The 17,708-nt window shown below is 65.4% G+C and carries 12 protein-coding genes; 4 read left to right on the forward strand and 8 right to left on the reverse strand.

What is annotated here, in order from left to right; genetic code table 11:
• Nucleotides 1–248: 248 nt before the first annotated feature.
• The 4 genes from PI87_RS23625 to PI87_RS23640 form a co-directional block, all read right to left on the reverse strand.
• Complete coding sequence (locus PI87_RS23625; RefSeq protein ID WP_039600172.1) at nucleotides 249–2,699, reverse strand: penicillin acylase family protein; 2,451 nt, start codon at nucleotides 2,697–2,699, stop codon at nucleotides 249–251.
• 268 nt (nucleotides 2,700–2,967) lie between these two features.
• On the reverse strand, nucleotides 2,968–4,935 hold the full coding sequence (locus tag PI87_RS23630; RefSeq protein ID WP_084210075.1) for an ATP-binding protein: 1,968 nt from the start codon (nucleotides 4,933–4,935) through the stop codon (nucleotides 2,968–2,970).
• 259 nt (nucleotides 4,936–5,194) lie between these two features.
• On the reverse strand, nucleotides 5,195–6,496 hold the full coding sequence (locus PI87_RS23635) for an MFS transporter (RefSeq protein ID WP_039600206.1): 1,302 nt from the start codon (nucleotides 6,494–6,496) through the stop codon (nucleotides 5,195–5,197).
• Nucleotides 6,497–6,685: 189 nt separating this feature from the next.
• The gene (locus tag PI87_RS23640) at nucleotides 6,686–6,955 is read right to left on the reverse strand and encodes a hypothetical protein (protein ID WP_039600173.1); all 270 of its coding nucleotides are present in this window, start codon (nucleotides 6,953–6,955) and stop codon (nucleotides 6,686–6,688) included.
• A gap of 617 nt (nucleotides 6,956–7,572) precedes the next feature.
• Between PI87_RS23640 and PI87_RS23645 the strand changes: the two genes are divergently transcribed.
• Complete coding sequence (locus PI87_RS23645) at nucleotides 7,573–7,821, forward strand: dodecin (RefSeq protein ID WP_039600174.1); 249 nt, start codon at nucleotides 7,573–7,575, stop codon at nucleotides 7,819–7,821.
• A gap of 55 nt (nucleotides 7,822–7,876) precedes the next feature.
• Here PI87_RS23645 and acpA read toward each other — a convergent pair whose 3' ends face one another.
• Complete coding sequence (gene acpA, locus PI87_RS23650) at nucleotides 7,877–10,033, reverse strand: acid phosphatase (protein WP_039600175.1); 2,157 nt, start codon at nucleotides 10,031–10,033, stop codon at nucleotides 7,877–7,879.
• 275 nt (nucleotides 10,034–10,308) lie between these two features.
• On the opposite strand from acpA, the gene PI87_RS23655 reads away from it, so the two are divergent.
• Both PI87_RS23655 and PI87_RS23660 read left to right on the forward strand, forming a co-directional pair.
• Nucleotides 10,309–11,685 carry a cytochrome-c peroxidase gene (locus PI87_RS23655; protein ID WP_039600176.1) on the forward strand — a complete coding sequence of 459 codons (1,377 nt, stop codon included), beginning with the start codon at nucleotides 10,309–10,311 and terminating at the stop codon, nucleotides 11,683–11,685.
• 109 nt (nucleotides 11,686–11,794) lie between these two features.
• Nucleotides 11,795–13,372, forward strand: coding sequence for a TerC family protein (locus PI87_RS23660; RefSeq protein WP_039600177.1), 1,578 nt, complete (start codon nucleotides 11,795–11,797; stop codon nucleotides 13,370–13,372).
• Here PI87_RS23660 and PI87_RS23665 read toward each other — a convergent pair.
• The 3 genes from PI87_RS23665 to PI87_RS23675 all read right to left on the reverse strand — a co-directional run bounded on the left by PI87_RS23665 (nucleotide 13,369) and on the right by PI87_RS23675 (nucleotide 15,840).
• Complete coding sequence (locus PI87_RS23665) at nucleotides 13,369–14,061, reverse strand: B3/B4 domain-containing protein (protein ID WP_039600178.1); 693 nt, start codon at nucleotides 14,059–14,061, stop codon at nucleotides 13,369–13,371. The genes PI87_RS23660 and PI87_RS23665 overlap by 4 nt on opposite strands.
• Nucleotides 14,062–14,063: 2 nt before the next feature.
• A complete protein-coding gene (locus tag PI87_RS23670; RefSeq protein WP_039600179.1) occupies nucleotides 14,064–14,981 on the reverse strand; it encodes a DMT family transporter in 918 nt (305 codons plus the stop codon).
• Between the two features lie 94 nt (nucleotides 14,982–15,075).
• Entirely contained in the window at nucleotides 15,076–15,840 is a 765-nt protein-coding gene (locus tag PI87_RS23675; RefSeq protein WP_052321716.1) for an AraC family transcriptional regulator, read from the reverse strand.
• 320 nt (nucleotides 15,841–16,160) lie between these two features.
• On the opposite strand from PI87_RS23675, the gene PI87_RS23680 reads away from it, so the two are divergent.
• A complete protein-coding gene (locus tag PI87_RS23680) occupies nucleotides 16,161–17,708 on the forward strand; it encodes an ATP-binding protein (protein ID WP_052321708.1) in 1,548 nt (515 codons plus the stop codon).

Here is a 17,708-nt window from a genome sequence, read left to right on the forward strand (position 1 = left end):
AGAAAGGCGCGCCCGATGCGGCGAAAGACTCCTTGAATTTCCGTGACCGGGCGGAGGCGGGGAAAACTCGCTTCGCTCAAACAGTTCCCCGCCTTTTTTCCGCCCGCTCACAAAAATTCAAGGCGCCGCATAGGGCAGGGTACGGCCAAACCGTCTGAGTGCATGTGTTGGTGCCGGAGCGTGCCTGATGTGCCAAAGAAAAACGCCACCGTGTTGTTTGCGGTGGCGTTTCTTTTTGAGCGTGCGACTTACTTCGCGGGCACTAGATGCACGCGCGACTCCGTCGCGGCTTCCACTGCCTTGCGCGAATACAGCAGCGGGAAGTATTCGCCCTTGAGCCACAGCGGTGCGAGGTCGCGGTAGTGCGGGCTGTCGGGGTTGCCGGACTGGCCGGGCAGGTTGACGGCGCGGGAGTTGTCCCAGTTGCCGACATCCACCACCGTGCGGAACGACGGGCCGTTGGTCTGCAGGAAATCGCTCGCGCGGTACGTCGATTGATTGGGCGTGTACGGGCTGCCGCCTTCCGGTGTCGGGCCGACGTTGAGCTTGCCACGCGTAGCTTCATCGACGATGGCCGCAAACGGATGGGCGTTCAGGTTGTGGTGCAGTTCGCCCCAGTTCCACGCCTGCGGGTTCGGACCCTGGCGCTTCATCATGTCGGCCCATGCGTCTTTCAGGCTCGCGAGCAGCACGGCGTCACGTTTGGCGGCGGCCTGCTGCGGGTCTTCGCCGAACTTGCGTTCGCTGCCTTGCGGGTGCTCCAGTGTGTCGAGCATGACGGCGGTATCGGGCGCGCCCATCGCATCGGCGCCGGCCTTGGAGAGCACCGCGCTCTTGAACGCACGGCCCAGGTGATGCGTGAACCAGACCTCGTGCAGCGCAGCCTGTGGGGAATCCGCCAGCATGGTCGCGTTCCAGCCCTTGAAGAGGTTGAGCGCGGCTTGCGTGTCTGCATCGCTGGAAGACAGCGGCGCCAGCAGCGCCATCAGCCGGCGCGCCGGGATCGACACCATGTCGTTCTGCAGACGCATGGAGTCTTCGATCGACACCTTGTCGAGCTTGGCAAGCACTTCGTCAATGCGTGCGTGACGTGAGCCGTTGGTCCACTCGAAGCCGAGCTTGCGCTCGCGGTATGGGTAGTCCGCCGGCAGGTTCATCTCGTTGGACGAAGTGAAGTAGCCCGACTTCGGGTTGTAGGTACTGGGCAGTTGATCGCCGCGCCAGAAACCGGCCCACTCGTAGCGGCCGTCACCCGGCACGGGCAGCAGGCCGTCCCAGTTCGGGCGGACGGGGGCGAGGCCGCCGGGCACCCAGCCGATGTTGCCCTTGGTATCGGCATAGACCTGGTTCTCGGTGGGCGCGCCCCAGTTCAGCATCGATTGCTTGAACTGCGCGAACGTGCGCGCGCGCATGTAGCCGACTGAACCGAAATATGGCGACATGCCCGGCGACAGCCACGCCGAGCGCACCGCATACGCGCGGTGCTTCTCCGCATCGATATAGATGACGGGGCCGTGGCGCGTGAAAGTCAGGTCGACGGGGCGGGAGGTTGCGTCGCCCGCACCACCGCGCACCTTCACGGTTTCGTGCAGTACGGTGAAGGGCTCCCAGCCGCCCTTGTAGCGGTATTCGGTGTTGTTGGCCGGGTTCAGCTCGTAAACGTAGAGGTCTTCCTGATCGATGTTGAAGATGGTCAGGCCGAAGGCGACGTGGCCGTTGTGGCCGATCGACACAGCAGGCAGCGAGGGCTCACCCGCGCCGATGACGTCGAGCGTGGGCGTGCTGATGTGGGCGATATAGCGCAGGCTCGGCGCCGAGTACGCGCGGTGCGGGTCATTGGCCATCACGGCGCGGCCGGTGGTGGACTTGCCCGGCGCGATCACCCAGTTGTTGCTGCCCTCCATCGTCTCTTCGAGGTTGGTGGCGGCAGCTGCAGACACGGTAGGCGTGCTGTCGATGTCCACGCCCTTCAGCGATTCCGGCGTGAGTTTCACGCCTTGCGTGGCGAGCGTGAAGACCTTGAGCAGATCCTTCGGCAGGCATGGGTCAAGGCCCTCGGGCAACTGGGTTTGCCAGTCGGGCTGCAGGCCAAAGCGGATGGTGTCGTCTGCCAGGCTGGCCTTGCAGGCCACGTTGGCGCGCGCCACTTCTGATTGCAGGTTGCGCGTGAGGCCGTGGCTGCGGATGCGCACCACGTCTTCCGGCGCCCAGTGTGCGGGCGTGTAGTTCAGCTTGCGGAACTCGAACGGCATCTGCTCCGGGTGCTTGACCAGCCAATCGACATACGCATTGATACCGGCAACAAAGCGCGTGGCGATGCGCTGCGCATCGGGGCTGTAGTGGTTCCACTCGACCTGCATGTCACCGCGATACAGGAACAGCCGCGTGGCGCGATCCTGTTCCACGTAGGCGGGGCCGAATACTTCCGAGAGTTGCCCCAGGCCGCGGCGGCGCCAGAGGTCGATCTGGAACAGGCGGTCGCGCGCGGCATTGAAGCCTTGCGCAAAGAAGCCGTCGTCTTCGCTTTTGGCGTAGATGTGCGGTACGCCCCAGCGGTCGATCAGGATGTCGGCGGGTTTGGACAGGCCGGGCACGGTGATTGTCTGCGTGGCAGCCTTGGGCGCGTCTTTGGCAATGGCCTGCGCAGAAATGCCGAGCGCAATGGCAGACAGCACAACGGAAAGTGAACGGATGGGCATGGCGATGCAGTCTCCTCTCTGAGCCCGGAATGCCAATGCAGCCCGAGGTGGGGTGCAGGATTCAGGCGTTCTTATGGGTACGACAGACAGCCGCGAGCGCGGCTGATGGGAAGGGCAAGCTGGCCGATCGGTAGAGCAGGATGCTGGGAACTGCTAGGGGAGAGATGCCCACCGACCGGCACAGACGCCCAGTATGCGGATGCGCGCACACGCGCGCCAATGACTTTTGTTCGGTCAACCATTCCGTCAAGGCATGGCTGCATGCGGATCAGGCCAGTGTTTCTGGGCCCATCTTGCGACGCACGTTGGCGGCCAGCACGTGGCCCAGCTCACCGGGGAAGATCGGCTTGGTGATGACGGATTGGTAACCGGCCTCCTTGGCCGCCTTCAACCGGATCGGGTCGGCAAAAGCCGTGACGGCGATGGCAGGCAGGTCGACCATGCCACTCGCGCGCACGGCACGCACAAGCTGCATGCCATCCATGCCGGGCATGGCGAGATCACTGACCAGCGCATCGAAGGGGTAATCCGCGGTGGCTTGCTCCAGCGCCTCGAGTGCGGCTGGCCCGTTGGATACGGTGACGACTTCAGCGCCGTAGCGCTCGAGCATCAGCGCAATCACGCCGAGCGATTCCGGGTTGTCGTCCACGGCCAGCACGCGCATGCCATCCAGCGCGGGGGCCGACGTGCCCGACACGAAACCGGGCACGCGGCCCGCCTGCTCATCCGGTTGCGTGGCGTGCAGCGGCAGCGTGACAGCCATCATGGTGCCGTGATTGACTCCGCTGCTGGCCGCGGTAATGCGCCCGTGGTGCAGTTCGACCAGTTGCTTGGCGATCGACAGCCCCAGGCCGAGGCCACCGTGCCGCCGCGTGTTGGACAGATCCGCCTGCTGGAAGCGATCGAAGATATGCGGCAGGAATGCCGGCTCAATGCCGATGCCGGTATCACGCACCGTAGCCACCACGCCTTCCGGCGCCGGGTGTACCGACAACCGGACGTGTCCACCCTCGGGCGTGAACTTGACGGCGTTGGCCAGCAGGTTCCAGAACACCTGTTTCAGGCGGCCCGCATCACCTTGCAGCAGCGGTACGGGCAGGTATTCGGTGTCGATGCTGATCTGCTTCTGGCGCGCCATCGGCTCAATGGTTTCCTTGGCGCGCTCCATCACGTCGGCCAAATCCACCGGCCCGACCTCCAGCGGCACTTTGCCGGAGAGGATGGCCGACATGTCGAGCAGGTCGTCGATCAGGTGGACCTGCGTACGGGCGCTGCGCTCGATGGCCGCCATGCCGCGCTTGAACATGGCCTCGTCGTAGGCGCGCATGTTCAGCAACTGCGCCCAGCCCAGCACGGCATTGAGCGGCGTGCGCAGTTCGTGGCTGACGGTGGCCAGGAAGTCGTCTTTCAGGCGGCTGGCGCGTTCGGCTTCTTCGCGTGCACGCGATTCGGCTTCGAGCAACTGTGCACGGCGTGCTTCGGCCTGGCGGCGCTCGCTGATGTCGATGACGGCGTTGGTCAGGCCGACGATTTCGCCGGCCTCGTCGCGCAGGGGCATGACCACCACGTCGTAGACCACACGCTGCGTATGCCGGCGGCGGAAGGCGAATTCCACCCGCGTGGGCGTGCCGGTGGCAATCACGCGTTGGCCCGCTTCCGTCAGGCGTGCAGCGGCACGGCGGCCGAACACTTCGCGCACGGTGCGCCCCATCAACTGCTCAGGCTGCAAGCCGAACACGGGGTTGTGCACCCAGGTGAAGTGCATCGTGTTGTCGACGTCATAGACCGAGATGGGCGAGGCCTGCAGCGCCGCCAGCAGGCGCTGTTGCGATACGCGTTGCAGTGTTTCCGCCCGGGCGCGGCGTTCCGCACCGGCGCGGGCGCGGCGCAACTGTTCGCACAGCAGGCAGATCAACAGCGCGCCCGCCGCGAACACGCTGAGCTGCACCGGCGTGAGGTTGGCGGGCGGCACCGCTTGCAGTTCGACCAGTCCAGCAAACAGCAGGGCATACGTGGCAATGGCGGCAATGCCCGGCCAGAAACCGCCGTACCAGGCGGCAATCGTCACCACCGGAAACGCCAGATAGAACGGCAGGCGGATGCCCACGGCCGATTCCAGCATCAGCCGCCCGAACGTACCGACCACAGCCGCCCCGATCGCCACCAGCCAGGCGGATGGGCGGATAGCCGGCGAGACGTTCAGCCCGCTGCCGCTGAATGGCCCGGGGTCGGGCATACGCTCAGCCGGCGCGGGTGGGGGCGTCGGGCGTGCAGGGCGCCCGGCGCGGGCAGGGCGCGCGTCCAGTGGAGTGCGAGAAGGAGGATGCAGGATGAACTTCACGATCCGGCGCGGCAGAACAGAGCAGCCAAAGGTGACTCAGCATATGAACTCGCCGCCGCCGATGCCATCGGGGTTTCGCTGACATGCCTGCCAGAGGGCGGCCGATTTGGCGCCAGATCCCTGCCCGGGCCAATAGCGGCGCGGATGTGCAGCCTTACCCCCCTGACGAGGGGGGTGTTGGATGCGGCGGATGCGGGTCGCGCAGGCGGTCCCGATTCGTGAGGTCGGGAAACAGGCGCATCCAGATCGCCACCACCAGCAGCGTGCCGAGCGCGCCCACCACCACCGAGGCCACCGGCCCCAGCAGACCGGCCAACATGCCCGACTCGAACTCGCCCAATTGGTTGGACGCGCCCACAAAGACTGAGTTGACCGCACTCACGCGCCCGCGCATCGCATCGGGCGTATCGAGCTGCACCAGCGAGGTCCGGATCACCACGCTGATCATGTCTGACGCGCCCAGCACCACCAGCGCCAGCATCGATAGCGGCAGCCAGCGCGACACCCCGAACACCAGCGTTGCCAGCCCAAAGACCGCCACGGCAGTGAACATGATCTTGCCCACGCGCTGCTCCAGCGGCCGATGCGCGAGGAAGAGCGCCATCCCGAGCGCGCCCACTGCCGGCGCAGAACGCAGCAGCCCCAGCCCCCACGCCTGCGTGCCGAGGATGTCGCGCGCGTAGATTGGCAGCAGCGCAGTTGCGCCGCCCAGCAGCACGGCAAACAGGTCGAGCGAAATGGCGCCCAGCACTACCGGCCGCCCTTTGATGAAGGCGATGCCCGCGAACAGCGATTGCAGGCTCACCGGCGTGCTGACCGGTACCACGCGCTCCATGCGTACGAAGACTAGCAGTAGGTGTGCAAGCAGAAAGAGCCCGGCCGCCGTGGCATACACCACCGGCGCGCCGGCCACATACAGAAACCCGCCCAGCGCTGGCCCCAGGATGACGCCGGTCTGCCCGGCCGAACTGGACAGCGCCACCGCGCGCGGCAACGCCGGCGGCGGCACCAGCGATGGCAGCAGCGCCTGCAGTGTCGGCGTCTCGAACGCACGCATTGCGCCTATCACCACCACGCACAGGAAGATCGGCTGCACGCCGGCGTGCCCGTTGAACGCCATGATGGACAGCGTCACCGCCACCAGCGCCTCGATGGCCTGGCACGCGCGCACTACGCGGCGGCGGTCGTAGCGATCGGCGATATGGCCCGAGGCCAGCACCAGCAGCACCGAAGGCAGGAACTGGGCAAGCCCAACCAACCCGAGCACATAGGCGCTGCGCGTGAGGTCGTAGATCTGCCAGCCGACCGCCACGCCAAACATCTGGTAGGCGAAGGTGGTGGATAGCCTGGTGAACCAGAACAGCCGGAAGGCGGGGTAGGAGAAGGGCGCGTGCGACAGTGCGGTCGCTGGATGAGCAGGCGCGGAAGACGAGGAAAGACCGGCGTCGCCAGACACAGTGAATGCTGCCGGCAAGCCGGCAATCTGCAAAAGTGATGAACGGAATGCCCGTCATCGTAACGGATGCCGACCGCCAGCGGCCGCCCGTGCGAGCGCCGGCTTGGAAAAATGGACGGCAAACCATTACAGGAACTTTCACCATGACCAGCGCCCGCAAGCTGAAGGCCGTTTGGCTGAACCGCGTGCTCAGATGGTCAGCATGACGCTGAGCAGTTGACGCGCAACAGCCTTGAAGTCGCCCTGCGGCGAATAGGTGGACAGGGATTTGCCCTGATGTTTGACCGTGACGATGCCGTTGCGGGCCGAGTAGGTGGCCTCGATGCGGCGGCCGCCGCGTTCGATATGGAAGGCAACGGTTTCGGCCAGCAGGCGCGAAGTATCAGACGACGTGCCCGACGATGCAGACGTGCGGGGATGCGGGTGCGAGGCGATAGCTTGTTGGGCGGGGTGGCGCATGGCGCCTCCTCTAGGGGGACACGGGTGATCTACCTAAGGCACGTTCTGTGCCAACGGTGGAACGCCGTGATGTCATGCAAAAGCCGCGCAGGGTACCCGCGCAATATGACAGTTCAAGCGGGTGCCTCGGTTGGGTTTGACGCGCTGCGTCGGTCGGCGTGACAAGCTTTGTCAAATTTGTGAACGCAATTAACCGCCAGGCATTCAGCACGTCCACCAAAAAATGGGCTGGCAGAGTGGGGCCGCAGCAGCCATTCTGGTAAGTGACGTGGCGCACGCTCTGTCGTGAGCGCGTTCAGCGTGCAGTCTGCGGGAGACCTTCTGCACGACACTAGGGTCTGTGGGCATATAAACGTGCGCACGTTGGCCCGAGCGGGGCCAGATGCGCGAAGGACGCCGCCGCAAAGGGTCATTCCCTTTGCAAGGCGCTCCGACAAAGCAGATGGCCCCGCTCGGGCCAACCCGGAGGGCAAGGCACAGATGGGCCGCATGGCGTCGTTACGGCCAGCTTGCTTAGCTGGCTAAGCGGCGCCGTCCGCGCCTAGCCCTGCGACCCATCCGTGCCTTGCGTGCGCACGTTTATATGTCCACAGACCCTAAACCAACATGGAGGCGATATGGGTTCCCATACCTACAAGATGATCGAACTGGTGGGGTCTTCGCCGGAGTCGAGCGATGCGGCCATTCGCAACGCCGTCGCCCGGGCAGGCGAGACGCTGAAGTACCTGGACTGGTTTGAAGTGCTTGAGACGCGCGGCCACCTCGTGGACGGCAAGATTGCCCACTGGCAGGTGACGATCAAGGTGGGGATGCGGCTGGAGAGCCTGGTGAGCGAGAAGCCCGCCAGCAAGAAGAAAGGCAAGTAGGCAAAGAAAAAGGCAGCCCGGAGGCTGCCTTTCTCATTAGGACCACGCTGCAGCGTTATTGCGACTGCGAGAAGTCCAGCGCGTTGGTCAGGTCGCCCATCGGCTTGTTGCCGTTGGCCACCAGGCCGTCGTCGCGTTGCTTCAGGCCCGGCAGCGTCGGCAGGGCAAAGCGGTGCGTGATCAAACGCAGCACCGAAGCCGTGTCGTACTGGGTGTGGTCAATGAAGCCCTTCTTGGCGAACGGCGAGACGATGATCGCCGGGATACGCGTGCCCGGGCCCCAGCGGTCAGCCTTCGGCACCGTGGCGTGGTCGTAGAAGCCGCCGTTTTCGTCATACGTCACGACGATCACCATGTTTTTCCACTGCGGGCTCTTCTGCAGTTGGGCGATCACGTTGGCGATGTGGGCGTCACCGTCAGCCACGTTGGCGTAGCCGGCGTGCTGGTTCAGGTTGCCCTGCGGCTTGTAGAACGTCACGGCCGGCAGCTTGCCTGCGGCAGCGTCTTGCAGGAAGGCCGCGTCGTAGTCCTTCAGGTGAGCTGCGCGCTCGGCGGTACCGTTGGTGGTGGCCGGGTCGAAGCGGGTGAAGTAGTTGAACGGCTGGTGGTGCGGCTGGAACTGGATCGTGCCGCCGTAAATCACGTTGCGCGTGGCGTTCGGGGCGTCGGCCAGCGCTGCATTCCAGGCGCCGGCGTACCAGGCCCAGTTCACCCCCTTGGCTGTCAGCAGGTCACCGATGTTGGTCTGCTGCGATTGTGCCGGCAGGGTCGAAGCCTTGGTCGGGTCTGCATAGGCTGCGTTGCCGCTGGCCGCTGCGTTGTTGCCCGACGGCTGGTACGGCGGCTGCATCGTGTTGACAGCGTACGAGTTGCCGTTGGCGTCGACCGGGGTCAGGGCGCCATCCTTCGTGCCGCCGGCATACGACGTCGGTGCACCTGCCATGACGGAGCTTGCGCTCGGCACCAGCGTCGGCGAGCCGTTTGCATCGGTATTGACCGCAGCGATGCTGCCCTTGGCCACCGAGGTGGCGGCGTTCGGGTAGACCGGTGCGCACGCGCAGATCAGGTACTGGTGGTTCAGGAACGAACCGCCGAAGGCGCCCATGAAGAAGTTGTCGGCCAGCGTGTATTGCTTGGCGATGTTCCACATGGCCATCTTGCTGCCGTCGTAGTAACCCATCGACAGGCCGCCCGCGTCGGCAAAGGCGGCGAACTTGTCGTTCTTGCCACCGTTGATTTGCATCTGGTTCTGATAGAAGCGGTGCCAGAGGTCACGCGTGATGACGTTCTGACCCACAACAATGCCCGAGCTGCCGAAGCCCGACGTGGCATCGATCTGGAACATCTGGTTCGCCATGTTGGCGGACTGCGCCTGCGTGACCTGCACGGTCTGGCCGGCAGCGGTCACACCACCCCAGGTCGGCGGCAGCGTCGGCAGCACGGAGCCGTCGAAGTCCTTCTGTGCAACGGCGGTGCCCGTCGAGGTCTGGTTCACACCCGGGATACCGTTGGCGCCCGGGAACAGGCCGTACAGGTTGTCGAAGCCGCGGTTTTCCGCGTAGATCACGACGATGGTCTGCACGTTGTTGTTCAGCGCCATACGCTTGGCAACGCCGTCGCGGATGCCCTTGTTGACGTCGCCGCCGCTGGCGACGGCATCGGCGATCAGGGCGATGGCCTGGTCGATCTCAGCCTGCAGCGTAGCCTTGATGTTGGCGTCGCTTTCCTTGTTGTGGTCTTCCAGCAGCTTGTCGATCGTCACGCCCAGGCGTGCGGCCAGAGCCGTCTTGGCAGCGTTGATGTCGCCGCCGTTGCTGTCCATCAGAGCAGCCAGTTCCGTCGAGATGGCGCTGATCACGCCTGCGGCGCCGGCCGGTGCGCGGAACACCAGCGGTTGCGTGATGGCATTGTGAGCACCCGTAGCCGGGTCATTGCGGAAGGCGTCAGTGCCGACTTCAACCGTGACGGCACCCGAACCGGCCAGCGTGTAGGCGCCGTTGGCATCGGTGTAGGTGCTGGTTTCACCCGAATCGCACTTGCCGTTGTTATTGGCGTCAATACAGACCTTGGCGTGCTCGAAGTAGCTGCCGGTCACCACGCCCGAAGTGGATTGCGTGGAGGCGGTGCTGTTGCTCGAGTCGCTGCCGCCGCAGGCGGACATGCTCGCCGCGACCAGCGCGGTCAGCGGCAGAAGACGGAATGCTCGGCTCATGATTTCCCTGGATTGTTGTGTGGGGGACGAAAGCGAGCCGGAGTCTGGTCTTCCTGTGTGACAAGTTGATGATGAAAACGTTGGCCTGAAGCGAGTCTCGGTCCAATTGACCGTGATAACCACTATCAGGATGAGCAGGGGCACCACCGAACGTTTGAAGACAATTGCCACCATGAGGGCTCTCCAAGGGCTGACGTGACACACGTTTGACGACATCAAAGTGTCATGGGCGCCGTGCTAAGTTGCAAGGCTCCCAATACTCCGCCTTGTCGCCAATGCGTCGCCTTCTGCCTGTTGCCACTCTTCGCGTGATCGCCATCACGGCATGCGCGCTTGCCGGGCTGGCCGCTTGCGGACGCAGCGAACCTTCAGCGGCGCAGGCGGCGACTACCGCCTTGGCTCCATCAGCTTCTGCGCCGGCAGCCAAGCCAGTTGCGGCCTCCGCCCCGGCTGCGCCGGCCTACGAGAAGGCCTTCTACACGATGATGGCGACGCGCCGCCCCTCGGTGCCCGCGATGACGGCACTGGGCAAGGCGCTGTTCTTTGATCCGGCACTGTCGGCTTCGGGCAAACAGGCCTGCGCAAGCTGCCATAGCCCGACGAACGCCTATGGCCCGCCGAATGATCTGTCGGTACAACTGGGCGGCACGGATATGAACAAGACCGGTGTGCGTGCCGCACCCTCGCTGCGCTACATCCAGAATGTGCCGGCATTCACCGAGCACTTCTACGAGAGCGACGGCAACGATTCGGAAGACCAAGGCCCGACCGGTGGCTACACCTGGGATGGCCGCGTCTCGTCCACGCACGATCAGGCCCGCATTCCGCTGCTTTCCGCGCACGAGATGGCAAACGGCACGCCGGCCGCCGTGGTGGCCAAGCTGCGCAACGGCCGTCATGCGCAGACGTTCCGCCAAGTGTTCGGCAATGACATTCTCGACAATGAGGACACCGCGTTCCGCGCAGCGTTGATGGTGCTGGAGGTCTTCCAGCAGACGCCGTCGGAGTTCTATCCGTACGACAGCAAGTACGACGCGTTCCTGCGCAAGCAGGTCAAGCTGTCGCCGCAGGAGATGCATGGCCTGCAGGTGTTTGCCGATCCGGCCAAGGGCAACTGCGCGGTGTGTCACGTGAGCGTGATCAAGCAGGACGGCGCCTTCCCGGCCTTTACCGATTTCGGCCACATTGCCGTGGGTGTGCCGCGCAACCGCGCGCTGGCGGCCAATGCCGATCCGGCGTTCTTTGATCTTGGCCTGTGCGGCCCGGACCGGACGGACCTGAAAGACCGCGCCGACTACTGCGGCCGCTTCCGCACGCCGTCGCTGCGCAACGTGGCGCTGCGCAAGACGTTCTTCCACAATGGCGCCATCCACTCGCTGGAAGATGCCGTGCGCTTCTACGCCCAGCGCGATACGCAGCCGCAGAAGTGGTATCCGCGCAAGGCCGACGGCACTGTCGACAAGTTCGACGATCTGCCGCCGCAGTACCGCGCCAACGTCAACATGGAGCCGCCCTTTGGCGGCAAGCCCGGCGACAAGCCAGTGCTCTCCGAGGCCGACGTGCGCGACATCGTTGTCTTCCTCAAGACGCTGACTGACGGCTATCGGCCCGTGCAGGCGTCAAAGCAGGCCGCCCGCGTGGCCCAGCGTTGAACGCATGGGCGGTCGGCCCGTTTGTTGCGTTCTCTGCCGCAGCGCAGGCCATGCGTGCGCTGCGGTTATCATCAGCGGATTGCATTTGCGCTGTCACTGACTTTTCCCTATGACCTGGCTTGCTGACCCGTCCATCTGGATCGGCCTGTTCACCCTGGTGGTGCTCGAGATCGTTCTCGGCATCGACAACCTCGTTTTCATCGCCATCCTTGTCAACAAGCTGCCACCCGCGCAGCGCGACCGCGCCCGGATGATCGGCCTTGGCCTGGCGCTGGGGATGCGGATGGTGTTGCTGGCGGCCATGTCGTGGCTGATCGGGCTGACCAAGCCGCTGCTGACGATCGGGCCGGTGGATCTGTCGGGGCGCTCGATCATCCTGCTGCTGGGCGGGTTCTTCCTATTGTTCAAGGCCACCTCTGAGCTGCACGAGCGCCTGGACGGTGAGCCGCAGGACGAAAGCCACGGCACCGGTCACGGTAAGTTCTGGAACGTGATCGCGCAGGTGGTGATTCTGGATGCCGTGTTCTCCATCGACTCCGTCATCACCGCCGTGGGCATGGTCAATGACCTGCCGGTGATGATGACTGCCGTGGTGATCGCCATGGCCGCCATGCTGTTCGCTTCGCGCCCGCTCACCGCCTTCGTCAATGCGCACCGCACCGTGGTGGTGCTGTGCCTGAGCTTCCTGCTGATGATCGGTTTCAGTCTGGTGGCGGAAGGGCTGGGCTTCCACATTCCGAAGGGCTATCTGTACGCGGCCATCGGCTTCTCGATCCTGATCGAATTCTTCAACCAGGTGGCCCAGCGCAACACCGTGCGCTACGAGCGCCGCCGCCCGCTGCGCGAGCGCACGGCCGATGCCGTGCTGAGCCTGTTGGGTGACCGCCGCGGCGCTCCAGCCGATGCCGAAGCCCACGAAGCTGCGCCGCATGCCAACCAGCCCGCGCCCGAGACTGTGTTCCGCCCGGAAGAGCGCAGCATGGTCAGTGGCGTGCTAGATCTGGCCGAGCGCTCAATCCGGTCGATCATGACGCCGCGCCATGAAATCTCCTGGGTGGATCTGCATGCCGATGCGGCAGTGACACGCAAGCTGCTACTGGCCGTGCCGCATAACCAGTTTCCGGTGTGCCGTGGCGGGCTGGATGATCTGGTGGGAGTGGCGCGCGCGAAAGACCTGATGGGCGACCTCGACACGCGCGGCGCCATCGATGTGGAACGCTCGATCAAACCTGCGCTGAAGGTGTCCGACAACCTCGGCATCCTGCGCCTGATGGATCAGCTCAAGCGCGCGCGCGGACGCATGCTGGTGGTAACGGACCCGCTGGATGTGGTGCAGGGGGTGGTGACGCCCATCGACGTGCTCGAAGCCATTGCCGGCGAGTTTCCCGACGAAGATGAGCGCTCCGATGTGCTGCCGCTCGACGACGGGGCCTGGGATGTGGCCGGCGAGGCCGACCTGCGCCAGCTCGAAGACGTGCTGCACGTCGACTGGCTGCTCGACGAGGGCGGTGGCGCCACGAGCCTGGGCGGCTACCTGTTCAACCAGTGGGATCGTCTGCCTGAAGTGGGTGACACGCTGGTGCGCCACGATTTGCGCTTCGTCGTGCTTGAAGCCGGCAGCCGCCGCATCGTGCGCGTGCGCATCGAGCGCATGGAAGAAGTGACGGCGCCCGACGCCGAAGCCTAAGCCACGTATTCCGGCGCCGCCGCACTCAGCAGGCGCGGCGCCGAGACCACCATCCCGGCGGCCGTCAGCGCTGCCGACAGTGTTCCCAGCAACGTACGCACATCGGCAGCCGCACTCGCGTGCATGCCTTCCACCACGATCAACGCGTCCGCTGTGCGTGCATGCACGGCAGAATCGCCGCTCTGACGGTGACACCAGCGGCGCGCGTGCGCGTGGTTGGCAGCATCTGCAAAAATCACTTCGTCCACATCGGGTTGCTCGATTTCGCCCGCGAAGGTGACGTAGCGCTCATTGCCGGCGGCGCGGCGGACCGTCAAAGGCCATTCGATGGCGGTTGTGTCCAACACCGCCACCGGAATCGCAAATGCCAGTGAAGCTGCGTTGCACACGTCGATGAGCGGATGCAGTTGTGGCAGCGCGTCGTCCTTCCTGAAACGTCGTAGTAGCGACTCGGCTGCGCAGCGATACTGCGTGGGTTTCAAGCCCATGCGCGTGAACGCACGGCGCCACGCCTGGATTTCCGGCAACTCGCCTTCGGGCGTGCTCGCCAACCGAGTACGAGCGACTGCCTGCAGGCGGGCGATCTCCGCATCGAAGCGGGCATCCGGTCGGACCCCCTTGACCGACAGCACACCGGGCACGAGTTCAGGAAAGTCGCGCCAGATTTGGATGGCATGGGTGAAGTGCATGGTCAGGTGGACTCCTTGGGCATGGAAGACGCCGGTGCGGACGAGCGCGCCAGGCCGAGGCTCAACACCGCCGCCAGTACACACGCGATACCGACGATCTGCCGGCCGCTGACCGCCTCACCGAGCAATGTGGCGGCAAACACCACCGCGGCCACGGGGGCAAGGGCCGTGAAGAGCGAGGCCTCCGCGCCGCTCACACGTGCCGCACCCGCGTACCAGAGTACGAAGCCGGCGACGGTGGGCACGACGGCGTAGTAGGCAACAGCGGCCAGCGCGTGCGTAGCCTCGGCTCCGGCATGCAGTTGCCAGGGCGCTTCCCACAGCGCCGGCAGCACGGCTGTCAACAAGCCGAACAGGCTCATCAGCGTCGACAGCGCCAGTGGCGGCACCGGCGTGTGCAGCCGCTTATTGAGCAGGATGAACAGCCCTTCGCAGACCACGGCACCCATCACCAGCACGTTGCCCAGTAGCGGATGCGCTGCATCACTGCCCGGTTGGAATGCAATGGCCAGCACGCCCGCCGTCGCCAGCGCGATCGCGCCCAGTACCGCGCGCCCGGGGCGCTCGCCCAGCACCACGATGGCGATGAGTGCCGACACCACCGGCAACGTGCCGATGATGACGCCAGCGTCTGCCGCCGATGTATGCCGAAGCCCAGAGATCAGGAGCGTGGTGTAACCCACACTGCCGGCCGCCGCCTGCAGGAACAGCAGGCCCCAGTCTTTGCGCGAGAGCACCGGCCAGCGCGCACCCGTCACGCGCATGGCAACGAGAAACAGAGGCAGCGCGATCGCAAAGCGCAACGCCGTAGCGGTGAACGGCGGCAGCCCGGCGGCGATGATCTTGCTGGCCGCAACCGTGCTGCCCACCAACACCATCGCCAGCGCGAGGTAGAGGCAACCTTCGAGGCGTTTGGACATGTCGAACCCTGCGTCTGTGAAAGCCCGCAGGATGGCGGTGCCCGAGGCGCGCGTCTTGAACGAAATTGCAGGGGGGAGGGGCCGCCGGTTGCCGCTACCGCGCCGCTGCCACCATGCCCGGCGACACACCGTACTTGCGCACGAACTGGCGGGTCATGTGGCTCTGATCGGCAAAACCGCAGGCGGCAGCGGCCTCCGCCAGCGGCAGGCCCTGGGTGATCAGGCGGCGCGCAAGGGCAATGCGCCGCTGTAACTGATAGGCATGCGGTGTGAGGCCTGTAACGCGCGCAAAACCGCGCAACACCTGGAAGCGGCTGAGACCGGTCTCTTGTGCAAGGTCGAGCAGCGAGACTGCGGCGGCGGGGTCATCGTCGATGCGCGTGCGGGCGATGCGGATGGCATCGGGTGGATTGTCCGTGCGGGCGTTGGCGGCGTGCAGCGCATCGGCCAGCACGGAGAGCAGCAATTGCTCGCGCAGCAGCGGATCGCATTGCGCGGCGGGTGCCGTCATCTGCGCGAACAGCAGACGCACGCGGCGCGCCAGGTTGGCATCGTGCGCGACGGGCCGGTCGAACTCGGCATTGTCCTTGCCGATCTGCAGATCATGCGCAAGCTCACTGACCGTGCACGGGTCGAAGTACAGCATGCGCCAGGCGCGGCCCGCATCGCCGATCGGGGTGCCGTCGTGCACCTCGGCGGGGTTGACCGTGATGACGTCGCCCGCGCCGGCTTCCACCATGCCGCGCCTGCTGAATGATTTCTGCGCACCGCGGTCGACAACGCCGATGCCGAACTGCTCGTGCGTGTGGCGCGGGAACGTGTGGCTGGAGTCGGCGGCAACGGCCTCCACACCCCGCATGGCGCAGCGGAGCATCGAGAACGCAGGCTGGGGCGGCCGGCTGGGCAAGGCGGTCTCCTGGGTGGAGGGCGAATGCAGCAGCATAGCGCGCTTTGTGCGGTGGGATGGGGCGAGGCGGCTAGCGCTGGTACGTGCGCGCGGCGCCATATCGAAACGCGGTGGAACGTGTTCTTCGCATTTCGTTCAATTTCTGACGCGGCGCGGTTGTTATCCTCAAGACATCCCGCCCGGGGTCACCCGGTAAGATGACGCAGAGCTGGCGTCCGGCCTTGCGGGAATCGTCCCCGCTGGTGCGGGCGACAGCGTGTTTGCATTGATCCATGCGCCCGTCTTTCGGCATTACCTCCAAGCTGTTCGTTGTGCTGTTCGCGTTGAGCATCGTCGTGGCGCTTGCCATGGGTGCGGCCGTGCGCTGGCGCTTCGACGCCAATTTTCTCGATTACGTCAACACGCGCGAAGCCGAGCGCATGACCGTGCTCGCCCGCGGCGTTGAAGCGGCTTACACCGAGCACGGCAACTGGGAATTCCTGCGCAACGATCGCCAGGCGTGGTTCCGCCTGCTGCGCCGCGAAGGCGCGCGTGCCCGCGCCAATGGCATGGGGGGCGAGCATTTTGATCCGCCGCCCGGCCGCCACTTTGATCCGCTGCCGCCCGACATGGGGCGTGGCATGCCGCCCGATCCTGCGCCGAATGTGCCACATGCGGGTAGCCTGCCGCCGCATCCGCCCGGCGAGATGCCGCCGCCGATGCCTCGCTCGCCGATCTGGCTGCTGGATGCCGAACGCCACGTCATCATCGGCGATGGGCCGCCGCTGGGGCCCACCGCGAAATGGCATGAACTCCGCCACAACGATCTGACCATCGGCTGGCTGGCCATGCCGGCGCGCATGCGCGTGCCCGAAGGTGCCGACCAGGCCTTCCTGGGGCAGCAGTTGCGTGCCACGTGGATCATCGCCGCGTTGTCAGTGCTGTTGGCCGCATTGGTGGCGGTCTTGCTCGCGCGCGCGCTGCTCGCGCCGATGCGCCGCTTGACGGATGCCACCCGCCGCATGGCCGACGGCGACTACGCCGCGCGTGTCGACGTCCATTCGCGCGATGAACTTGGCGGGCTGGCAGCCGACTTCAACCACTTGGCCACATCGCTGGAAGCCAACCAAAAAATGCGCCGCCAGCTCACCGCCGACATCTCGCACGAGTTGCGCACACCGCTGGCCGTGCTGCGTGGCGAACTGGAGGCGTTGGAAGACGGTGTGCGCCCGCTGACCGCCGCTTCGCTGGCCTCGCTGCAGGCAGAGGTGGCGACGCTCAGCAAGCTCATCGACGATTTGTACGAGCTGTCGCTGGCCGATGTGGGCGCGCTGGCCTTCCACATGGAAACGCTCGACTTGGCCGATAGCGTGTGCAGCGCCGTGCAGGGCTTCACGCCGCGCCTGATGGAAAAGGGCATCGCGCTGCAACTCGATCTGCCAAGCGGGCCTTCACAAGAGACGCTGGTGAACGGTGACCCACAGCGCCTGCGCCAAGTCATGCAGAACCTGCTGGAGAACACGCTGCGCTACACCGATGCCGGCGGGACGCTGCGCGTGCATGTCCACCAAGACGGTGCGTGGCAGCAGATCGACGTACAGGACAGTGCGCCGGGCGTGCCCGAGGCGATGCTGCCGCGCATCTTCGACCGGCTCTTCCGTGCCGACCCTTCACGCAGCCGTGCACAGGGTGGGGCCGGCCTTGGCCTGAGCCTGTGTCAAACCATTGTTGCCGCACACGGTGGCACCATTGAGGCCCGACCCTCGCCGCTGGGCGGACTCTGGATCCTCATCCGCCTCCCCATTCTTGATCTGCTTGATCCGCCTACCGCGCATGATTGA

The sequence above is a fragment of the Ralstonia sp. A12 genome, assembly GCF_000801955.1.
In the GTDB taxonomy this organism is placed as follows: Bacteria; Pseudomonadota; Gammaproteobacteria; order Burkholderiales; family Burkholderiaceae; genus Ralstonia.